General features: G+C 34.2%; 21 protein-coding genes. 6 read left to right on the top strand and 15 right to left on the bottom strand.

The features are described from left to right. Nucleotides 1-20 precede the first annotated feature (20 nt). Both LHL71_RS05135 and cbpA read left to right on the top strand, forming a co-directional pair. On the top strand, nt 21-974 hold the full coding sequence (locus LHL71_RS05135) for an L-lactate dehydrogenase (RefSeq protein ID WP_227360738.1): 954 nt from the start codon (nt 21-23) through the stop codon (nt 972-974). A gap of 137 nt (nt 975-1,111) precedes the next feature. Then, nucleotides 1,112-1,762, top strand: a complete 651-nt coding sequence (cbpA, locus tag LHL71_RS05140; RefSeq protein ID WP_227360739.1) for a cyclic di-AMP binding protein CbpA — start codon at nt 1,112-1,114, stop codon at nt 1,760-1,762. A gap of 64 nt (nt 1,763-1,826) precedes the next feature. On the opposite strand, the gene LHL71_RS05145 is transcribed toward cbpA, so the two are convergent. The 7 genes from LHL71_RS05145 to LHL71_RS05175 all read right to left on the bottom strand — a co-directional run bounded on the left by LHL71_RS05145 (nt 1,827) and on the right by LHL71_RS05175 (nt 8,092). Next, on the bottom strand, nt 1,827-2,183 hold the full coding sequence (locus tag LHL71_RS05145) for a type II toxin-antitoxin system PemK/MazF family toxin (RefSeq protein WP_283812365.1): 357 nt from the start codon (nt 2,181-2,183) through the stop codon (nt 1,827-1,829). Between the two features lie 27 nt (nt 2,184-2,210). Continuing rightward, a complete protein-coding gene (locus tag LHL71_RS05150) occupies nt 2,211-2,498 on the bottom strand; it encodes an antitoxin (protein ID WP_227360740.1) in 288 nt (95 codons plus the stop codon). 66 nt (nt 2,499-2,564) lie between these two features. Continuing rightward, nucleotides 2,565-3,695: an alanine racemase gene (alr, locus tag LHL71_RS05155; RefSeq protein WP_227360741.1), complete on the bottom strand. Its 1,131-nt coding sequence runs from the start codon at nt 3,693-3,695 to the stop codon at nt 2,565-2,567. Next, the gene (gene acpS, locus LHL71_RS05160) at nt 3,692-4,060 is read right to left on the bottom strand and encodes a holo-ACP synthase (protein WP_227360742.1); all 369 of its coding nucleotides are present in this window, start codon (nt 4,058-4,060) and stop codon (nt 3,692-3,694) included. The genes alr and acpS overlap by 4 nt, the downstream gene beginning before the upstream one ends. A gap of 87 nt (nt 4,061-4,147) precedes the next feature. After that, nucleotides 4,148-5,713 carry a degradosome RNA helicase CshA gene (gene cshA / locus LHL71_RS05165; RefSeq protein ID WP_227360743.1) on the bottom strand — a complete coding sequence of 522 codons (1,566 nt, stop codon included), beginning with the start codon at nt 5,711-5,713 and terminating at the stop codon, nt 4,148-4,150. Between the two features lie 214 nt (nt 5,714-5,927). Next, nucleotides 5,928-7,307 (bottom strand): UDP-N-acetylmuramoyl-tripeptide--D-alanyl-D-alanine ligase, encoded by a 1,380-nt coding sequence (locus LHL71_RS05170; RefSeq protein ID WP_227360744.1) that lies wholly within the window; start codon nt 7,305-7,307, stop codon nt 5,928-5,930. A 29-nt stretch (nt 7,308-7,336) separates the two neighbouring features. Beyond that, the gene (locus LHL71_RS05175; RefSeq protein ID WP_227360745.1) at nt 7,337-8,092 is read right to left on the bottom strand and encodes a hypothetical protein; all 756 of its coding nucleotides are present in this window, start codon (nt 8,090-8,092) and stop codon (nt 7,337-7,339) included. Nucleotides 8,093-8,236: 144 nt separating this feature from the next. Here LHL71_RS05175 and LHL71_RS05180 point away from each other — a divergent pair, with 144 nt between their 5' ends. After that, complete coding sequence (locus tag LHL71_RS05180) at nt 8,237-8,698, top strand: low molecular weight protein-tyrosine-phosphatase (protein ID WP_227360746.1); 462 nt, start codon at nt 8,237-8,239, stop codon at nt 8,696-8,698. Nucleotides 8,699-8,843: 145 nt separating this feature from the next. Then, the gene (locus LHL71_RS05185) at nt 8,844-10,067 is read left to right on the top strand and encodes a multidrug efflux MFS transporter (protein ID WP_227360747.1); all 1,224 of its coding nucleotides are present in this window, start codon (nt 8,844-8,846) and stop codon (nt 10,065-10,067) included. A gap of 67 nt (nt 10,068-10,134) precedes the next feature. Here the strand turns inward: LHL71_RS05185 and LHL71_RS05190 are convergent, their stop codons facing one another. The 5 genes from LHL71_RS05190 to LHL71_RS05210 all read right to left on the bottom strand — a co-directional run bounded on the left by LHL71_RS05190 (nt 10,135) and on the right by LHL71_RS05210 (nt 14,984). Further along, nucleotides 10,135-10,383 carry a type B 50S ribosomal protein L31 gene (locus LHL71_RS05190; RefSeq protein ID WP_227360748.1) on the bottom strand — a complete coding sequence of 83 codons (249 nt, stop codon included), beginning with the start codon at nt 10,381-10,383 and terminating at the stop codon, nt 10,135-10,137. Between the two features lie 79 nt (nt 10,384-10,462). Next, on the bottom strand, nt 10,463-11,764 hold the full coding sequence (gene murA / locus LHL71_RS05195; RefSeq protein WP_227360749.1) for a UDP-N-acetylglucosamine 1-carboxyvinyltransferase: 1,302 nt from the start codon (nt 11,762-11,764) through the stop codon (nt 10,463-10,465). Nucleotides 11,765-12,058: 294 nt separating this feature from the next. Then, nucleotides 12,059-13,663, bottom strand: coding sequence for a CTP synthase (gene pyrG / locus LHL71_RS05200; protein WP_227360750.1), 1,605 nt, complete (start codon nt 13,661-13,663; stop codon nt 12,059-12,061). 176 nt (nt 13,664-13,839) lie between these two features. After that, nucleotides 13,840-14,502 (bottom strand): DNA-directed RNA polymerase subunit delta, encoded by a 663-nt coding sequence (gene rpoE / locus LHL71_RS05205; RefSeq protein WP_227360751.1) that lies wholly within the window; start codon nt 14,500-14,502, stop codon nt 13,840-13,842. 44 nt (nt 14,503-14,546) lie between these two features. Beyond that, entirely contained in the window at nt 14,547-14,984 is a 438-nt protein-coding gene (locus tag LHL71_RS05210) for a YwiB family protein (protein WP_227360752.1), read from the bottom strand. 189 nt (nt 14,985-15,173) lie between these two features. On the opposite strand from LHL71_RS05210, the gene LHL71_RS05215 reads away from it, so the two are divergent. After that, nucleotides 15,174-16,520 carry an HD domain-containing protein gene (locus LHL71_RS05215; RefSeq protein WP_227360753.1) on the top strand — a complete coding sequence of 449 codons (1,347 nt, stop codon included), beginning with the start codon at nt 15,174-15,176 and terminating at the stop codon, nt 16,518-16,520. A 5-nt stretch (nt 16,521-16,525) separates the two neighbouring features. Continuing rightward, nucleotides 16,526-17,338, top strand: a complete 813-nt coding sequence (gene yidA, locus LHL71_RS05220) for a sugar-phosphatase (RefSeq protein ID WP_227360754.1) — start codon at nt 16,526-16,528, stop codon at nt 17,336-17,338. Nucleotides 17,339-17,384: 46 nt separating this feature from the next. Here the strand turns inward: yidA and LHL71_RS05225 are convergent, their stop codons facing one another. The 3 genes from LHL71_RS05225 to purR form a co-directional block, all read right to left on the bottom strand. Beyond that, nucleotides 17,385-18,362: a ribose-phosphate diphosphokinase gene (locus LHL71_RS05225; RefSeq protein WP_227360755.1), complete on the bottom strand. Its 978-nt coding sequence runs from the start codon at nt 18,360-18,362 to the stop codon at nt 17,385-17,387. An 81-nt stretch (nt 18,363-18,443) separates the two neighbouring features. Further along, on the bottom strand, nt 18,444-19,820 hold the full coding sequence (gene glmU / locus LHL71_RS05230) for a bifunctional UDP-N-acetylglucosamine diphosphorylase/glucosamine-1-phosphate N-acetyltransferase GlmU (RefSeq protein ID WP_227360756.1): 1,377 nt from the start codon (nt 19,818-19,820) through the stop codon (nt 18,444-18,446). 24 nt (nt 19,821-19,844) lie between these two features. Next, entirely contained in the window at nt 19,845-20,666 is an 822-nt protein-coding gene (purR, locus tag LHL71_RS05235; RefSeq protein WP_227360757.1) for a pur operon repressor, read from the bottom strand. Nucleotides 20,667-20,670 lie beyond the last annotated feature (4 nt).

The following is a 20,670-nucleotide window of genomic DNA, read 5'->3' on the forward strand; positions in this document are numbered from 1 at the left end:
ATGAGAGGAAGTTATTTATTATGGCTTTAGGTCGTCAAAAAGTTGCCCTAGTTGGTGACGGTGCTGTTGGTTCATCATTTGCATTCTCAATGGTACAACAAGGTATCGCTGAAGAATTCGTTATTATTGATGTTGTTAAGGAAAGAACCGAAGGAGATGCTCTTGATTTAGAAGATGCAACTGTCTTCACTTCTCCAAAAAACATCTATGCAGGTGATTACAATGACTGTGCTGATGCAGATGTTGTTGTTATTACTGCCGGTGCACCTCAAAAACCAGGTGAAACTCGTTTAGATCTTGTTAACAAGAATCTAAAAATTATGCAATCAATTATCAAACCAATCGTTGATTCTGGTTTTGATGGTATTATCGTGGTTGCTGCTAACCCAGTTGATATCTTAACTTATGCTGCACAAAAATTCTCTGGATTCCCTAAAGAACGCGTTATCGGTTCAGGTACTTCACTTGATACTTCACGTTTACAAGTTGCTTTAGGTCACAAATTAAACATTGATCCTCGTTCAATCAATGCTTACATCATGGGTGAACACGGTGATTCAGAATTTGCTGCTTACAGTGCTGCAACTGTTGGTTCACAACCACTTGTTGAATTAACTAAAGAAGCTGGATTATCTAAAGATGATCTTCTTCAAATCGAAGATGGTGTTAGAAATAAAGCATACGAAATTATCAACCGTAAAGGTGCTACTTTCTACGGTGTTGGTACTTGTCTAATGCGTATTACTAAAGCTATCTTACGTGATGAAAACACTGTATTACCTGTTGGTGCTCCAATGAACGGTGAATATGGTTTAACTGATATTTACATCGGTTCACCAGCTGTTATTAACGCCTCAGGTGTTGCTAAAGTTCTTGAAGTTCCTTTAGATGCTGACGAAGCAGCTAAAATGAAAGCTTCAGCTGATACTTTACGTCAAACTACTGCTGACGGTTTAGCAAACTTAAACAAATAATAAATAAAAAAGACCAACGTGTTAGTTGGTCTTTTTTTATTTGCTAATTATTAAAACTAATTCAAAAATATTTACTTACTTTAAAAGTTATATGTTACTATAAAGTGGAAGTCAAATATAAGTTGGAGGGGTTTGCCATGTTGTTAAAAACACTTATCAAGCCTAAAGATCGTCTAACCACCGTCAAAGAAAATGCTACTTTACAAGAAGCTTTAGACGTATTAGAGGATTCTGGTTATCGTTGTATTCCGATACTTGATGAAACCGGTACTATTTTTAGAGGAAATATCTACAAAATGCATATTTATCGCCACATTGCTCGTGGTGGTGAAATGGATTTACCAGTTACTACTTTATTAAAAAATGCTACCAAGTTCATCAATATTGATTCAGCTTTCTTTAAAGTATTTTTCTCAATTAAAGATTTACCTTTTATTGCCGTTTTAGATGAAGACAATCATTTTTATGGTATCTTAACTCATACTCGTTTACTAGATATGCTTTCCCAATCTTGGAATGTTAACGTTGGTAGTTACGTATTAACCGTAATTGCTAGTGGTGAACGTGGTGAACTCGAAGAAATGTCAAAAATTATTACTAAATACACTTATATTGCAAGTGTTATTACCCTAGATTCTCAGGAAAGTAAATTAATTCATCGAATTATGTTTACACTTCCCGGTGATGTTAACAAAGAACGTGTAAATCGAATTATTGCTGCTCTTGAGAGAAAAGATTATAAAGTCGTTGAAGTCGAAAACCTGGTCGAAGAAAAAAGTAATAAATAAACAACTATAAAAAATAGACTAAGCAGATATTTCTGCTTAGTCTATTTTTTATGTATGTAAGGTTTCATTTCATAGTAACTCCAATGCTTATTTCTAAAGCCTTATCAACTTCAAGCATGACCGCATCACTTAAATGAGTAACCTTTTCTCTTAACCGTTGCTTATCAATAGTGCGAATTTGTTCTAATAAAATTACTGATGGTCGTTCAACCCCATCTACTTCAGTTATACCAACATGCGTTGGCATTTTAGGCTTAGTAATTTTAGCAGTTATCGCAGCAACAATAATTGTCGGACTATAATGATTACCAACATCATTTTGGATAATCAGAACTGGCCTCATACCCCCCTGTTCTGATCCAACGACCGGAGATAAGTCCGCATAAAATACATCTCCCCGTTTGTAGGTAATGTTACTCACTGACAAACACCCCCAGTTTTGGGAACCTTATCCTAGCGTTGAATTATCTAATACTTGTAATGAATTCAAAAAGCAAATATCAGCCTCTTCCTCACAAGGTGTAAATGCTTTAGTGATTTCCTGATTTAAACTAGCCATTTCTCGATAGCCATTCATTAACAATTCAATAGTTTTTGAATCGCTAAAAAAGTAGCTAACCACAACATCAGCAGTTGATAAATTAGAAATATCTATATCATCATACCATTGACGAACGCGATTGGCAGCTTCATCATTTAAAATGACTGAAAAACGTTGTTTACTCATAGATTTCATTAAATAGGACCCCTAATAAAAGTTTACTTTATATAAATAATATACTATATTTTGAAAAAAATGTTGTTAAATGTATTTTCTTGGAAGACGTACACTAAATCCACAAATAATTTCGTAACTAATTGTTCCTAAATGGTCAGCAATATCATCAGCAGTGATAGTTTCATTGCCAGATGTTCCCATTAAGGTAACTGGTGTATTCACATCATATTTTTTAGGAAGTCGGATCATAAATTGATCCATGCAAACTCGTCCAACTACGGGACATTTTTGGCCATCAACCAACACATAGTATCCCTGCATATTTCGTGAATAGCCATCTGCATAGCCTACTGGAACCGTTCCAATCCACTGATCTTCATCAGTTTCATAAGTTGCTCCATAACCAATAGAACGGCCTTTTTCTACATACTTAGTATAAACTAATTTGGAAGTAAATGACATGGCCGGTTTTAACTGGTATGGTAAATCCGCGATTTCTCTACCAGAAGGATTTAAGCCATAGCCAGCAATTCCTAAACGTACAATGTTAGTTTGACCATATTGATGCCATAGACTAGTGGCCGAGTTAGCCACATGTACGTATTTAGGCTTTTTATCAACTACTTCCATAAATTCCTTAAAACGTTGCTTTTGAATTTCAAAGTAATCGGTATTAGAACTATCAGCCGTTGAAAAGTGCGTAAAAATTCCCTCAAAATTAAAATGATTATTATTACTTTCTAAATAATTTATGGCATCTTTTAATTCCGATGGTTTTTGGAAGCCAATTCTACCCATTCCTGTATCTAATCCAAAATGAATATTTAAAATTGGAGATTCATTTGGTAGATCTGAAAGCACTTGTTCTGCTCTTTGTAACCATTCAATTGAACCAACGGTAACCGAAATTTGATTTTCTGCGGCAACCATTGCATCTAATGGATCAATAATTCCCAATACCAAAATAGGTACATCAACAATTCCAGCCTGACGTAATTGCAAAGCTTCATCTAGGATCGAAACACAAAATCCATCAGCACCAGCTTGTTGAGCAACTCGAGCCACCTGAACCGCTCCATGACCGTAACCATCTGCTTTTACAACCATAAAAAGATTAGTGTTTGGTTGTAAATGCTTTTTAGCATTACTAATATTTTCATAAAGTGCTTTTTGATCAATAACAATTTGTGCGGGACGATGATTTCCAACTGTCATAATGCATTCTCCTCGTTTTCCAAAATTATTTCTGTAAACACTAGGTCGTGGGTATGAGAAATCGAAACATGGATATTACCATTAAATTGTTGATTTATCGCAATTGGTTTACCATTTGCATCATTTAAAATTGATAAATCTTGAAAAGAAAATCCATGTCCAACTCCCAAACCAAGCGCCTTACTAAATGATTCTTTAGCAGAAAATCTTCCTGCTAAATATAATTTTTGTTGTTGCTTTGATAATTGTTGATAAACTTTATATTCACTGTCCGTTAAAACTCGTTTGGCAAACCTCGGTTGTCGAAGATTTACCTGATTAATTCGTTTTACTTCTGTTATATCTATGCCAATTCCAATTATCATAATCTATGCCTCAATTTTTACTTAGTCTTCATAGTACCATATTAATGGTACAAAAAAAAGCCAGAGAACTTCTCTGGCTTTTGATTATTAATCGTTATTTTTAATTGTAAAGTTTTTCTTTGGTCGATCGTTGTTACGTTTGCGATCATTGTTATCATTGCGACGACGATTACCGTTACCATTGTTACGACGATCGTTGTTGCCACCACGACGGTCATTATTACGGCGATCACCATTGCCATTACGACGACGGTCTCCACCATTACCACGACCTCCGCGATAGCCACCACCACGACGATCATTGCGACGACGACCACCATTGCTCTTACGGTGTCTTGATGGTAATGGACGTTCTGGAGTAATTTTAACCTTAACGTCAGAATCACCAGTAAGTTGGTTTAATAAAGTTGCTACTAAATCAACTGCATCGTATTCAGTCAACAATTTATCAGCAGTATCTTTATAGATGCTAGTATCAGTCTTTTGAACTAAGTCAGCAACTTCGCTTTCTGCTGAGCTTAATTGACCAACAATAGCTTCTTCTTTAGTAGGTGGTTTTAATGGGAGCATACGCACCTTAGTTAATTTTTCAATTTCTCTTAGATAATCCATTTCATTTGGAGTAGCAAAAGTTACTGAAATACCCTTTTTACCGGCACGGCCAGTACGACCAACACGGTGAACATAACTGTCTGGGTCTTGAGGAATATCATAGTTATAAACATGAGTAACTCCAGAAATATCAATACCTCTGGCAGCCACGTCAGTAGCTACTAAGAAATCAATCTTACCGTTTTTAAATTCACGCATAATTTGTGATCGGCGAGCTTGAGTTAAATCACCATGTAAACCGGCAGCTTTATAGCCACGAGCTTCAAGTCCTTTAGAAACTTCGTCAACTCGGCGTTTAGTACGACCGAAAACAATAGTAACTTCAGGAGATTGAACATCAAAGAAACGAGTCATTGTATCAAATTTTTCGAATTCTTTTACTTTTACATAGTATTGTTCAATTAAGTCAGTAGTTAATTCTTTAGCTTTAATTTTAACCTGCTTAGGATCACGCATAAATTGAACAGCTACACGTTTGATACCAGCTGGCATAGTTGCTGAGAATAAAAGAGTTTGGCGAGATGCGGGAGTTTCTTTAAGAATTGATTCAATATCTTCTAAGAATCCCATGTCTAACATTTCGTCAGCTTCATCTAGAACTAAAAATTTAAGATCTTCTAATTTTAAAGTACGTCTTCTAATGTGGTCTAAAATACGACCAGGAGTACCAACCACAATTTGTGGGTGATTTTTAAGTGAGTTAATTTGGCGTCTGATATCAGAACCACCATAAACTGCTTGCACCTTGGCACCTTCATCTTTACCTAAGCGATATAATTCTTCTTGGGTTTGGATAGCTAATTCACGAGTTGGTGAAATAACTAATGCTTGTACCTTAGGGTCTTTTAAATCAATTTTTTCAAGAATTGGTAAACCAAAGGCTGCGGTTTTACCGGTACCAGTTTGGGCTTGTCCGATAACGTCATTTCCTTCTAGTACCAATGGAATAGTTTCTGCTTGGATTGGGGTTGCTTCTTCAAAACCACTTTTTTCAATTGCTGATAAAATATGGTCTGATAGATTTAATTCACTAAACTTCAAGTATGTTTCCTCCTAAATTTGAAACAATCTGTGGTGCCACAAATAGCTAAAGAAAAATCCGTTTCTCATGGTGCGCTTTTTGTTTGACCGAAATAATGTCATTATAAAATAACTTTTCAAGTTTACACCGGTTAGGATAAATAAGCAAGTTTCTTTATTCAATAAAAAAATAAACTCAAATCTTAGTAATCGATTTAAGTTTATTTTTTTCAAATTATTCAGTTAAGTTATTAATTACTTTTTCGAGGTGAATTCCGTGACTAGCTTTTAATAGCACTATATCATCACCAGTTAAGTTAGCTTGCAAATCATGACTCAATTGATCTAATTCACCATCTTCATAATAATGAACTTTATCAGGAGAAAATTTATTAATTAATATTGCATTTAGATTTTTCATGTCATTTCCAATTAAATAAATTTCATCAAATTCTTCAGGATTTAGATAATCAGCCAATTGCTCGTGCATTTCTTTAGAATGGGCTCCTAGTTCCAGCATATCTCCTAAAACGGCAATACGATGGTTATTAGTAGGAACCTTCTTAAAAGTCTGTAAAACCTCTTTAACTGCCGTAGGGTTGGAATTATATACGTCACTTAGAATTTTTTCATTATGATTTCCAACTAACCATTCCGTACGGTTTTTGGTTAGATCAAATTTCTTTAATGCTCCTGCAATTAAATGCGGATGAAGTCTAAATAAACTTCCTACTAGGATTGCAGCTAAAGCATTCGAAACATTATAATCTCCCATTAATGGAATCGTAAACTCTTCATCCCATAAATTAGTTTTGAAAGTTGTTTTAGAACCTTGGCTAACAATATCAATTGGATAAATATCATTTTGTGTACCTAAACCAAAAGTCTTTTCGAAGTTATCTAAGTCTTTAGCACGTTCTACTAACAATGGTTCATCCCCATTGTAGATGAAATAGCCATCATCTTTTAATCCATTAGTAATTTCCATTTTAGCATCTGCAATTTTATCGCGCGTGCCAAAGAATTCAATATGAGCTTCACCAATCATAGTGATGATAGTAAAGTCCGGTTCAACTAATTTACTTAAAAAGTCCAATTGTCCGGGACGATCCATACCTAATTCCACTACTAAACATTCCGTATTAGGTTCCATTTGTAAAACTGTAAAGGGAACGCCAATTTCATTATTAAAATTATCTTTAGTCTTAGTGACATTAAATTCATTAGATAAAATAGCTGCAACCATATCCTTAGTAGTGGTTTTACCATTGCTTCCTGTAATAGCAACTACTTTGGGATTAATTTTTTTAAGGTAATATTTGCTTAATTCTTGTAAAGCTTCTAATGGATTATTAACCAAAAGAGCTGGAATTTCTAATGGTAAATCATTTTTGCGACGTTTATCCCAAAAAGTAGCCGTAGCCCCATTTTCAATTGCGTTTTGAATATAATCATGTCCATCATTTTCACCAGACAATGGAACAAACAAGGCTCCAGGTAAAAGTTGTCTTGTATCAAAAGAAACGTTGGTAATTTCAGTGTTTAATACTTCAGTTGACAAGTCAGTAGTTGATGCATTAACAGCTTTTGCTATTTCGCCAATTGTCATTTTCATTTAAAATTCTCTCCAATTCAATTTACTAACTATTCCCATTTTAAATCCCATTGTTTATTTAAAATATCATAAATCAAGTGACCAGATAAAGTAGCATTTTGATTAATTTCATTAGTTTTTAAAGTAATCGATGCTTTCTCAGGGTCATTTAAAATATATAAAGGAATTTGATAGTTTCTTTTATGTTCTTTAATCTCACCAAACATAATAATCAATCCGTCGTTAGCTTTGGTAATTAAATCAATTAAGATTGAATTATCAATATCTTTAATCGCAAGGGATCTCGCAAACATCCTTCTTGAATTATGTAGTTCGCGCAAATTACGTTTAATACTGATTTCCAATATGTGATTAAAATCAGAAAAACGACGATAGTAGCTACGAATAGTTTCATCGGGTTGAGTTAAATAAATATACTCATTCATTAACTTAGACGAAAACGGGCGATGCATAGGAACCCCCATATGTGCCATATAAAGCAAGGCAGCAATTTCAGTAGGTAAAAGGTTAGCTAAGCTATCTTCACCTTTAAAATCAATGAATTTTTTACGTATTGTGGTTTTTTTGAGTAGATAACGTCTTATTTCTGACGAACCCGTGACTAAGTTAAATTTAATATGGGAGTTATAATTATTAGCGGCCTCTTCATCATCGTTTAATAAGATAATACTTTCCGGAAGTTCATCTAAACCATTGATATAATCGGCAGCTGTAATCCCATAAGACCAAATCATATTAGTTAATGGATTGGTATTAATAAAAATATAATTGTCTTTAACTACCATTTAGACTCTCCTTTAATATAATCTTAGTTACTAACTGTAATTGTACAACCAAATGCTAAAAAAGTCCTTTATAATTTGCGCTTTTTTTAAAAGCTTGGTAATATTAACTACCATTAATTAAAAACTAAAAGGATGTAATTGTTAATGACTAATGTATTATTCGTTTGCCTTGGTAACATTTGTCGTTCACCTATGGCAGAAGCAATGTTTAAAAAGATGATTGCTGAGCAACATCTTGAACAACAAATTTTTGTTAAATCTGTCGCTACTAGTAGTGAAGAATTTGGTAATTCACCTCATCCTGGAGCACAAGCTGAAATGGATAAGCATGCTTTAAATTATGCTGGTCATACTTCTCGACCAATTACTAAAGATGATTTCAAATGGGCCGATTTGATTATTGGGATGGATAGTCAAAATATTCATCAATTAAAACGGATTGCTCCTAGCCAAGAAGACCTTAATAAGATTAAACTCTGTTATGATATTTTACCAGATAAGCAAGGAGTAGAAATTGCTGATCCCTGGTATGATCATCGCTTCGATCGTACTTATCGACAACTTTCAGAAACCCTTCCTCACTGGCTAGATTTTATTAAAAATTAGCCAAAAGCATCGATTAATTTTAATCGGTGCTTTTTTTATAACTTATATATAATTCTTCAATAACATTATTGCTTGTACCAATAATAAAATTATACTATTATTTTATTTAGACACTATTTAATAATTTAATAAGGAAGTATTTATTTTGACAGAAGTTAATAAGCCAAAAGAAACCTCTTGGCAGCGTAATCTATTTGTTTTGTGGTTTGGAACGTTTATGGCTGGAATTGGTTTTAGTGAAATCCTTCCTTTCCTTTCACTTTATGTTGACTCAATGGGCCATTTTTCTCATAATCAATTGAGTTTATATAGTGGGTTAGCATTTTCGGCTACTTATCTAGTATCAGCCATCGCATCTCCTTTTTGGGGACGTTTAGCCGATCGAACGGGTAGAAAATTAATGCTTTTACGATCTTCCATTGGAATGGCAATTGTTTTTGTTTTAATGGGCTTAGTTACTAATGTATGGCAATTAATTGTTTTAAGATTAATTCAAGGAATTTTTTCAGGATATGTTAGTAATGCAAATGCCTTGATTGCCACCCAAGTGCCTAAAGAAAAGAGTGGTAAGGCTCTTGGAACCCTAGTTACTGGAAATGTTTCAGGAACTTTATTAGGTCCTTTATTGGGCGGAACTTTGGCATCATTTTTTAGCTATCGATTAACTTGTATAATTACTGGGGTAATTTATGTATTGGTTTTTGCAATTACTGTTATTTTTGTCCATGAAAATTTTGCTCCGGTTGAAAAAGAAGCAATGCTAAGTACTCGTGGAGTAATTAAAGCACTTATTAGCCCTCAACTAGTATTTGGAATGTTTATTACTACCCTATTAATTCAGGCTGCTAATAATTCGATATCTCCAATTTTGGCGCTGTATGTTCGTCAAATTATGCATGGTAGTCCTCAAACCACATTTTATAGTGGAATTGTGGCTGCCATTCCCGGAGTAGCTACTCTGATAGCAGCCCCTCGGTTAGGCGCTTTAGGTGACCGGATTGGTACGGAACGCATCTTAATCATTGGTTTTACCTTAGCAATTATTGTTTATATTCCAATGGCTTTCGTAACCAACGTTTGGCAATTAATTGGTTTAAGATTCTTGATTGGAATTTCCAATGCCTCCATGTTGCCAGCGGTACAAACCATTTTAGCCAAAAATACGCCTCCCGAAGTTACTGGTCGTATATTCAGTTGGAATCAGTCGTTCCAAAACATGGGATCAGTAGTCGGACCGATGTTAGGCTCAATCGTTTCATCTATTTTTAACTATTCCGCCGTGTTCATTTCCACTTCAGTTGTTGTCGTTATTAACTTAATTATGGTATATAACGAAACTCGAACCCTTCGAAAACAACATAGAAATTAAAATAAAAAAGGATGTAGACAAATGTCTACATCCTTTTTTGTATAGGACTGAGATAATCTCAATCTTATTAGTTGTTTGAAAAACCGTATTTCTTGTTGAAACGATCCACAGCGCCATCTGCTTGGGTAAATTTTTGTTTACCAGTGTAGAATGGGTGTGAGTCAGAAGTAACTTCCACACGAATTAATGGGTAAGTGTTGCCTTCAAATTCAACGGTTTCTTCAGAATTCTTAGTAGAAGATGATAAAAATTTAAATCCAGTACTAGAATCTTGAAATACTACTTGGTGGTAATCTGGGTGAATTCCTTTTTTCATTATATATCGCTCCTTTGCCCTGAATCATTTGTGATCCAGAGATTATCGATTAGTCAACTTTTTTAGTTTATCATAAAAATTATTCTGGTTCAATATCTTTCGTAACTGATTCTTGATTAACTAATTCTACATTGGCACCAATATTAGTTAATTTTTTAACCAAGCTACCATATCCTCGAAGAATATTATCAGCTTCACGAATTTCAGTGGTTCCACTAGCCATTAAACCAGCAATCAATAGTGAGGCACCGGCTCTAATTTCACCAGCCTCAACTACTGCTCCATGTAAATCAAGTGATTCATTAACTTTAATAATGCCTTCTTCAGCATCAAAGGATTCAATATTTGCTCCCATTTTGTTAAGTTCAGCAATATGTTTAATTCGTTTTGGATAAATGGTATCTACAATAGTACTTTCACCCTTAGCTTTAAATAACAATGGAGTGATTGGTTGTTGAAGATCCGTTGCAAAGCCTGGGAAAGGCATAACTTTAACTTGAATTGGATTCAAGTTTTTAGAAGGTCCAACATAAATACTATCTTGGCGAATAATTAGGTCACAGCCTAATTCTTCAAACTTAGCTAAAAATGCATCTAAGTGTTCAGGAATAACATTATTAATTAAAATTCCATCACCAGCAGCGGCCGCTAATGATAAATAGGTTCCCGCTTCAATACGATCTGGAATAATAGTATGCGTGTTTTGGGCTCTTAAAGATGAAACCCCTTCGATACGAATTACATCCGTACCAGCTCCACGAATATTAGCACCCATATTGTTTAAGAAGGTTGCTAAATCAATAATTTCCGGTTCCTTAGCCGCATTGCTAATAGTAGTAGTTCCTGGTGCCTTAACTGAAGCTAAAATTGCATTAATGGTAGCACCAACTGAAACCATGTCTAAAAAGATTGGAGCACCATGTAAACCATTTTCTCCAGTCTTAATAGTTACCGTGCCATCATTTTCAGTAACTTCTGCTCCTAAAGCTCTAAAGGCTTTAATGTGTTGGTCAATAGGTCGTGGCCCAATGTTATCTCCACCAGGAAAACTAACGATTGCGCGATTGAATTTACCTAATAAGGCTCCCATAAAGTAGTATGAGGCTCTTAGGCTTTTGATTGCTTTACTGGGTAATGGAGCTTCCTTAATGTTTGTTGGGTCAATATCTAGAATATCATTTTCAAATTTTGACGTTACATTCATAGATTCTAAAATTACCATTAGATTATGAACGTCTAAAATATCAGGTACAGAGTCAAAACGAACGGGAGTATCCGCTAAAATTGCAGCTGGAATTAAAGCTACCGTACTGTTTTTTGCGCCCCCAATAGTTATCTCCCCGGAAAGCCGATTACCTCCATGGACAATTAATTTTTTCATTTATAACTTTCCTCACTTTGCTCTTTCGTACATATTCGTACAATATATCATATCATCAATAATATTAAAGAAAATTTGCATAAATTACAATACTTTTTATATAAATAAATATGACAAAAAAGGAACCACAATACAAATTGTGGTGCCTTTTATTAGCATAGCGTAATTAATCTCAGATCATTTACGCCCAGCTGAATTTTAAACTTATTAAATTCAGTTCAACTTTCAATATAGGAACATCTTAATACATTTAAATATATAAAATCAATAAATATGAATTAACTAAAATATTTATTATTTTTGGTGATTGAAAGCAGTCTTAACAAAGTCAGTAAAGAGTCCTTCAGGACGGTTTGGACGAGAGATAAATTCTGGGTGATATTGTGAAGCAACAAAGAAATCATTTGTAGGTACTTCTACTACTTCAACTAAACGATCATCTGGTGAAGTTCCAGAAATTACCAAACCATTGTCTTCCATAGCTTTACGATATTCATTATTAAATTCATAACGGTGACGGTGGCGTTCTGAAATTTCATTTTGGTTACCATAAGCAGCGTATGCTTTAGAACCAACTTTTAGTTTACATGGATATGCACCAAGACGTTGAGTACCACCTAGTTCTTCAACTTCTTCTTGATCATGCATTAAATCAATAATGTTGTATGGAGTGTTAGGATTTAATTCAGTTGAATTAGCATCTTTTAAGTTTAAGACGTGTCTTGCATATTCAATACATGCTAATTGCATTCCTAAACAAATTCCTAAAAAGGCTACGTTATTTTCACGAGCATATTTAATAGCTGAAATCATGCCTTCAGTACCACGATCTCCAAATCCACCAGGTACGATAATACCATCAGCAAAGCCAAGAATATCTTTTGCATTAGCATCATTAATTTCTTCAGCATCTAATAAAGTTAAGTCGATATCAGCATCGATTGGATAACCAGCATGTTTTAAAGCTTCGGCAACTGAAATGTAGGCATCGTTTAAGCCAACATATTTTCCAACTAATGCGATTTTAACAGTATGTTTTAGATTTTGAACATGGTCGGCTAATTTTGACCAATCACTCATATCAGCAGTTGGAACATCTAATTCAAAATGATCAACTACTTGTTGATCCATGTTTTGACGTTGTAAAGCCAATGGAATTGAATATAAAGTTGGTGCATCTAATGATTCAATAACAGCTTCAGTTTTAACATCACAGAACATGGCAATTTTTTCACGCATGCTATCACTAATTGGTTGTTCAGTACGAACTACTAATAGGTTAGGTTGAATTCCTAAACCTCTAAGTTCTTTAACACTGTGTTGTGTTGGTTTAGTTTTCATTTCTCCAGCAGCTCTTAAATATGGAATTAGAGTGGTGTGAATATAGAAAACGTTCTTTTCACCCATTTCTGATTTCATTTGACGAATTGCTTCTAAGAATGGTAATGATTCGATATCACCAACGGTACCACCAATTTCAGTAATAACGATATCAGCATTACCAACTTTACCTGCTCGCATCATTTTTTCTTTAATCATTCCAGTAATATGAGGAATAACTTGAACAGTAGCACCAAGATAATCTCCACGACGTTCTTTTTGAAGAACTTCATGATAGATTTTACCAGTTGTCATATTTGAATATTTATTTAAATTAATATCAATAAATCTTTCATAGTGACCAAGATCCAAATCAGTTTCAGTTCCGTCATCAGTAACAAATACTTCCCCATGTTGATAAGGACTCATTGTACCAGGATCAATATTGATATATGGATCAAATTTTTGAATCGTAACTTTTAATCCACGATTTTTTAATAAACGACCTAATGAGGCCGCAACAATACCCTTACCTAATGATGAAACAACTCCGCCAGTTACAAAAATATATTTGGTCATATGATTTCTCCTCAAAATTTTAATCTTTAGCTATTGTGGGGATAAAAAAATAAAAATCCCTCTATTCCAATTAGAAATAGAGGGGGAACTTAATTACTCGTTCAGATGCCCCTAATAAGTTTAGGGGAGCCCAAAAGATATAATACTGAGTCTTGAACTAATAGTCAAGTAGTTTTTTAATCTTGGGTACCATAATCATAATCATCTGAACCATTATCAAAGTTTGAAACTGATAAATCAGCATCATTATCATTTTGATCGTCTAATAGATCGTTATCTTCATCTAATTCAGATAATTCACCTTCAATGCCGTCTGGCATATCTTGGTCATCTTCATCATCTGGAGTATCATCAACATCTTTGATGTCACTTGAGTATTTGCCAAGATCTTGTTCACGGTCTTCAACGATACCTTCGTTATCAACAAATTCATTAACATCTTGATCTTCTGGATCATCGTCATCGTAATCAATTACGTCATCGTCATCAGATGCATCTGCTAAGAATGCATTAACTTTACGACGTTTCTTAGGTCTTGGACGATCTTCATCGTCTTCCATGTGAACAGTAGCTTCATCAATTGAATCGTAGGGGTACCATGTTCTTAAGCCCCAAAGGTTGTCACCTAGCGAGATAAAACTACCATCAATATTTAAATCAGTATAGAATTGCGCTAAACGTTCGCGAATTTCTTTATTACTATCACCTAAATACTTTTGCACTTCATTTGCTAAATCTGCAAATGGCATAACGTCGCCTTTTTCTGCTAAAATCGCATGAGCGACTTCAATCATTGATAATTCATTTTTATTTTGGCCTTCAAAGACTTCTAATTCCAAACTGGTACACGCCCTTTCAACAGTCTACAAAATATAATACTCGATTAAATTGTAAATTGCAATCTAATATTATAATTACCGAGTAGTTCTTGACCATTATAAAGCATATAATCGGCGTTAACATTTCCTCTTAAAGGATTTTCTAAAATTTTAATATCTAAATTAGTTGTTAGCGTATCAATACCTAAAATTCCATAAGGAGTTTTATATTGGGAACTAACTTTCTTTTGATTTTGTAAAACCAATTGAAGTCTTGATTGAGATGATCTAGTAATTTTAACTGAACCATCTTTCATAATTTTTAAGGTTACTGGAATATCACCTTCATCTTGATTTTCTTCAACGTATCGAATGTAGATATTATCACCAATCTCAACTAATTGACCAACCGTATCAAACACAAAATGTTCGTTAGACTGATCTTGTTTGATCGTAGTCTCTAAATGAATTTGCACAGTTGTTCCATTGCTTATATTATTCATTTAATTATCCTCCTTAGAAATCGGCATATTTTTTAATTATAGCTTGATATTTGCAAATTTGCATTCATTTAACTTAATAAGTACCAATCTTTTAAGCGTTTTCTGTTATAATTAAACATATAATTTATTATAATATACGAATTCATAAATTCACATTAAGCGTCCTTATTTATTAAAGGAGGTAGTTATTTGAATCAAACCATTACACCATTAGATCATGAAAAAGTTTTTCGTGATCCTGTGCATAATCATATTTATATTCGTTACCAAGTAATTTTAGACTTAATTAATACCACTGAAGTTCAACGTTTGCGTCGAATTCACCAATTAGGAACTACCTCATTTACCTTTCACGGAGCAGAACATTCTCGATTTTCACACTCACTAGGAGTTTATGAGATTGCTCGCCGGATAAGCGAAAACTTCAACAAAAATTATCCTAGTAAAGTTCCTGGCGATGGATTATGGGATGCTAATGAAGAATTGGTCACCTTAGCTGCCGCTTTACTTCACGACGTAGGCCACGGTGCTTATTCCCATACATTTGAACATCTTTTTAATACTAATCACGAAAAAATTACTCAAGAAATTATTACTTCACCAGATACTGAAGTTAATAAAGTTTTACGAACCGTAAGTGATGATTTTCCTGACAAAGTTGCTAGTGTAATTAATAAAACTTATCCCAACAAGCAAGTAGTTGCCATGATTTCTAGTCAAATTGATGCCGATCGCATGGACTATCTACTTCGAGATGCCTATAACACCGGAGTTAAATACGGAACTTTTGATCTGGACCGAATCCTAGAAGTAATGCGTCCTTATCAAGACGGTATTTATTTTGAGATGGATGGCATGCATGCAGTTGAGGATTATTTAATGAGTCGCTTCCAAATGTATCAACAAGTTTATTTTCATCCCGTATCAAGGTCTATGGAAGTAATTTTAAATCGTCTATTACTTAGAGCAAAAGAAATTTTTACTAATACTACCCAAGTTAATGCGCAAACTCCATTTATTTTACTTCCCTTTTTCAAAGGAGAATTTAATTTAAATGAATATCTAAAATTAGATGACGGAGTTTTAGAAACTTATTTTAATACTTGGAAATCTCATCCAGATAAAGATTTAAGAGAATTAGCTACGAGATTTTTAGATCGTAAGCCATTAAAATCCGTTGCTTATGATGAAGACACGGCCTATTTATTGCCTAAGTTGAAAGAATTAATTAGTGAAGCCGGCTTTAATCCAAAATACTATACAGCCACTGATACTAATTTTGATTTACCTTATGATGCTTATCGGCCAAATAAAAAACCAATTCAACTAGTCCAGCATGATGGTTCCCTCCAAGAATTATCGACCGTAAGTCCCATCGTAAACGCCATTTCTAATAAATCTACCGGTGATCAGCGCTTCTTTTTCCCCAAAGACGTTATTATTCCTGATCAAAATATCAATTTATTTCAGTCTAAATTTGATGAATTTAATAAATACATCAAAAATGGAAAATTAATTACCCCAAAGGAGAAATAATAATTATGGATATCAAATTAATCGCCATCGATATTGATGGTACTCTACTTAACGAAAAACACCAACTGGCTCAAGCTACTATTGATGCCATCAACGATGCTCGTGCTAAAGGAGTTAAAGTTGTCTTATGTACCGGTCGTCCTCTAACCGGGGTTAAACCTTATCTAGATCAAATTGGTATAACTGGTGAAGATCAATATGCCATTACTTTTAATGGAGCTATGGTTCAAGATTTAAACGGTAATGTATTAGACCATCACACTGTTGCTTATGCCGATTATCTACATATGGAAATGCTTAGTCGAAAATTGGGTGTACACTTCCAAATTGAAACCACTGACTATGCTTATGTAACTAATCATAATATTAGTCCCTATTCAGTTGCTGAAAGTTACTTAGTACGCTTACCACTTCGCTTTAGAACTCCTGAAGAAATTACCGATGACTTAGTGATGTCAAAACTTATGTATATTGACACCCCCGATAAGATTACTCAGGTTAAAAGTGATTTACCAAAAGAATTATTTGATCGTCTTTACATCGTTCAAAGTGAACCATTTTTCTTAGAAATCATGAACAAATCTGCTAGCAAGGGAAATGCCTTAAGTGATCTTGCTAATCGTCTAGGTCTAACTGCAGATAATGTTATGGCCATCGGTGACGAAGGAAATGATTTAACCATGATCAAATATGCCGGCTTAGGAGTTGCCATGGGTAACGGAATTGATGAAGTTAAACAAGCTGCTCAATTCGTTACTAAGGACAACGCTGAAAATGGTGTAGCCTATGCCATCAATAAATACGTTAATAATGATTAGTCCTAATTAAATAAAAAGCCTCTCACTTAGCGTGAGAGGCTTTTTATTAGTTACTCTTAAAAGTATTTTGGAATAAGGGACTAACTGGTTTATTTTCATTAATTAACTTAATAGCAGCACCAATTAATGAACCAACTGTAACTTGTTTAATTTTGGGAATTTGTTTATCTCTAGGTAATTGAATAGTATCAGTTACTACCAATTCTTTAATTGGTGAGTCTTCAATTCTCTTAATTGCTGGTCCTGATAAGACCGGATGGGTTCCACAAGCGTAAACTTCTTTAGCTCCAGCATCCATTAAAGCCTGTGCACCTAAAGTTAAAGTACCGGCTGTATCAATCATATCATCAACCATTAAACAAGTCTTACCCTCAACATCTCCAATAATGTTCATTATTTCTGCAACATTAGCTTCGGGTCGACGTTTATCAATAATAGCAATTGGTGAACTTAAGAATTCGGCCACTGCTCGAGCACGAGTAACTCCCCCATGATCAGGTGAAACTACTACAACTTTATCGCCACAAAGTCCTTCATTGATGAAGTAATCGGCTAATAAAGGAGCTCCCATTAAATGATCCACTGGGATGTTAAAGAATCCTTGGATTTGGGCAGCATGCAAGTCAAGAGTGATCATACGATCAACTCCAGCTTTTTGAAGCATATTGGCAACTAATTTGGCTGTAATTGGTTCTCTTGAACGAACTTTACGGTCTTGTCTAGCATATCCATAATAAGGAATAACTACGTTAATGGTACCTGCACTAGCTCTCCTTAAGGCATCAACCATAATCAATAGCTCCATTAAGTTATCATTAACCGGAGCTGAAGTGGATTGAATAATATAAATATTATCGCCACGAATACTCTCTTCAATATTAATTCTAATTTCGCCATCGCTAAAACGATCAACTGATGATTTTCCGAGTGGAACTCCAATAGCTTCTGCAATCTTATTAGCAAGTGGAAGGTTAGAATTTAATGCAAATATTTTTAGTTTTGGGTCAAAATATTTTTGAACCATAAAGTCCTCCATAATTAAAAATTAATTCGTTTAATAAATTTTTCAATAAACATTATACAATGTTTTTTGCATAATGATAAATTAATTATTTTTATAATTTAATTTTTTGAAATATCCTGGTTTGTTAGTTTGACGTTCTCTGGCAATAGCCATATCAAACTGCTCAACATCTTTAGTAATAGTTGAACCTGCAGCTATAAATGAGTGGTCAGCAATTTCTAATGGAGCCACCAAGTTTGAATTACTACCAATGAAAGTATCGTCACCAACATTAGTATGGAATTTATTAGCTCCATCATAATTTACAAATACAACTCCACAACCAACGTTAATATTTTTACCTAAGGTAGCATCCCCAACATAAGTTAGATGACCAACTTTAGTGCCTTCACCAATCTCAGCTTTTTTAACTTCACAGAAGTTTCCGATGTGAACGTTCTTACCGATTTTAGATTGAGGTCGTAAATGACTATCAGGTCCTATATTAGAACCATCGCCCATTTCAGATTCTTCAATCATTGATGAAGTTACTGTAACGTTGTTTTTAATAACTGAATCGCGAATTTCGGAATTACTTCCTATAAAGCAATCTTCGCCAATAGTTGTCTTTCCTTTAATTGAAACTCCAGCTTCAATAATGGTATCAGAACCAATTTTGACATCTACATCAATATAGGTATCTTCAGGATTGACCATAGAAATTCCATTACGCATATGCATTTCATTGATACGCTTTTGCATAATTTTAGTTGCTTTAGATAAAGCTACTCGATCATTAACTCCCATGGACTCATCAAAATCATCCATTTCATAAGCGGCTACTATTTTATCTTCTGATTTTAAGATTTCAATAACATCAGTCAAGTAATATTCGCCTTGAGCATTATCATTATTAGTCTTATGGAGCGCACTAAATAGTGACTTATTGTCAAAAACATATACTCCAGTATTAATTTCGTCAATTGCTTGTTCAATTTCATTGGCATCTTTTTGTTCAACAATTTTTTCTACAATTCCTAAATCATTGCGCACAATTCTTCCATAACCCGTAGGATCTGGAGCTTTTGATGTCAAAATAGTTACCGCTGCTTTTTCATTTTCATGATATTCAAATAGCTTTTCAAAAGTTTCAGCAGTAAATAATGGTGTATCTCCACTAACAATCATAGTGGTTCCATCTAAGTTACCTAGTAAATCTTCAGCTTGCATTACCGCATGCCCAGTACCTAGTTGCTCTTTTTGGACTACAAACTTAGCACGGTCACCGATATTTTCTTCAACAGCTTCTGCACCATAGCCGACTACGGTAACGATATTATCCATATTAGTTTTTTCAACTTGTGTTAATACGTGATCAACCATTGTTTTACCACAAATTCGGTGTAATACTTTATAGACTTTAGACTTCATTCGAGTCCCTTTACCTGCAGCTAAAATAATTGTATTTCTAGTTGGCATTTAGATCACTCCCTGTCTTTTTAATTAATCATTGTAAATCTTATCTAAGTAGTTTCCATTTTGGGCATAGACCGCATTATCTTTAGCGTCAACACGCATTAATGAAGTATAGTTACTGATACTACGTTCTTTAGAAACTGTACTTTCAGCAACTACTGCTACGCCTACTAATTCGGCATCAAATTCTTTTACGATTGAAGCCATTCCTCCAATCGTACCTCCACCACGCATATAATCATCAACAATTAAAACTTTTGATTTTGGTTTAAGACTACGTTTAGATAGTGACATTTTGCTAATTCGTTCAGATGACCCCGAAACGTAATTAACATTAACAGTTGGTCCCTCAGTAATTTCAATATCATGACGAACGATTACAAATGGTATATTCAAATAATTTGCCACACTTTGGGCAATGGGAACTCCCTTAGTAGATACCGTCATAATAGCATCAATTTCTTGATTTAAATACTGTGTTGCAAAAATTCGGCCAATTTGGCGTAAAATTTTGGGATTTCCTAATAAATCCGACATATAAACGTATCCACCAGGTAAATACCTTTGTGGGGTAGCCATTTGTTCAATTAAGTTATCAACAACCTCAATTGCTTCATCCTTTAAAATGTAAGGTAAGAATCTGCTACCTCCTGAAGCCCCAGGAATTGTTTCTAATACTCCAGTTCCTCGGTCCTTAAAAGTTCTTTTAATAATAGTTAAATCTTCACTAATTGAAGATTTAGCAGATTCATATCGATCTGCAAAAAAAGTTAACGGTATTAATGTGTGAGGATTTTCTAATAAATACCTCGTCATATCAATCAGCCGATCACTGCGTCGTACCTTCATTTTT

The organism is Lentilactobacillus laojiaonis, assembly GCF_020616595.1.
GTDB lineage: Bacteria > Bacillota > Bacilli > Lactobacillales > Lactobacillaceae > Lentilactobacillus > Lentilactobacillus laojiaonis.

What these genes read in the sequence shown, in the direction of transcription:
- glmU (WP_227360756.1), bottom strand. Translation starts at nt 19,820, where the DNA reads ATGCCAACTAGAAATACAATTATTTTAGCTGCAGGTAAAGGGACTCGA.
- pyrG (WP_227360750.1), bottom strand. Translation starts at nt 13,663, where the DNA reads ATGACCAAATATATTTTTGTAACTGGCGGAGTTGTTTCATCATTAGGT.
- yidA (WP_227360754.1), top strand. Translation starts at nt 16,526, where the DNA reads ATGGATATCAAATTAATCGCCATCGATATTGATGGTACTCTACTTAAC.
- cbpA (WP_227360739.1), top strand. Translation starts at nt 1,112, where the DNA reads ATGTTGTTAAAAACACTTATCAAGCCTAAAGATCGTCTAACCACCGTC.
- LHL71_RS05175 (WP_227360745.1), bottom strand. Translation starts at nt 8,092, where the DNA reads ATGGTAGTTAAAGACAATTATATTTTTATTAATACCAATCCATTAACT.
- acpS (WP_227360742.1), bottom strand. Translation starts at nt 4,060, where the DNA reads ATGATAATTGGAATTGGCATAGATATAACAGAAGTAAAACGAATTAAT.
- murA (WP_227360749.1), bottom strand. Translation starts at nt 11,764, where the DNA reads ATGAAAAAATTAATTGTCCATGGAGGTAATCGGCTTTCCGGGGAGATA.
- alr (WP_227360741.1), bottom strand. Translation starts at nt 3,695, where the DNA reads ATGACAGTTGGAAATCATCGTCCCGCACAAATTGTTATTGATCAAAAA.
- LHL71_RS05210 (WP_227360752.1), bottom strand. Translation starts at nt 14,984, where the DNA reads ATGAATAATATAAGCAATGGAACAACTGTGCAAATTCATTTAGAGACT.
- LHL71_RS05225 (WP_227360755.1), bottom strand. Translation starts at nt 18,362, where the DNA reads ATGGTTCAAAAATATTTTGACCCAAAACTAAAAATATTTGCATTAAAT.
- purR (WP_227360757.1), bottom strand. Translation starts at nt 20,666, where the DNA reads ATGAAGGTACGACGCAGTGATCGGCTGATTGATATGACGAGGTATTTA.
- LHL71_RS05180 (WP_227360746.1), top strand. Translation starts at nt 8,237, where the DNA reads ATGACTAATGTATTATTCGTTTGCCTTGGTAACATTTGTCGTTCACCT.
- LHL71_RS05170 (WP_227360744.1), bottom strand. Translation starts at nt 7,307, where the DNA reads ATGAAAATGACAATTGGCGAAATAGCAAAAGCTGTTAATGCATCAACT.
- LHL71_RS05135 (WP_227360738.1), top strand. Translation starts at nt 21, where the DNA reads ATGGCTTTAGGTCGTCAAAAAGTTGCCCTAGTTGGTGACGGTGCTGTT.
- LHL71_RS05150 (WP_227360740.1), bottom strand. Translation starts at nt 2,498, where the DNA reads ATGAAATCTATGAGTAAACAACGTTTTTCAGTCATTTTAAATGATGAA.
- LHL71_RS05190 (WP_227360748.1), bottom strand. Translation starts at nt 10,383, where the DNA reads ATGAAAAAAGGAATTCACCCAGATTACCACCAAGTAGTATTTCAAGAT.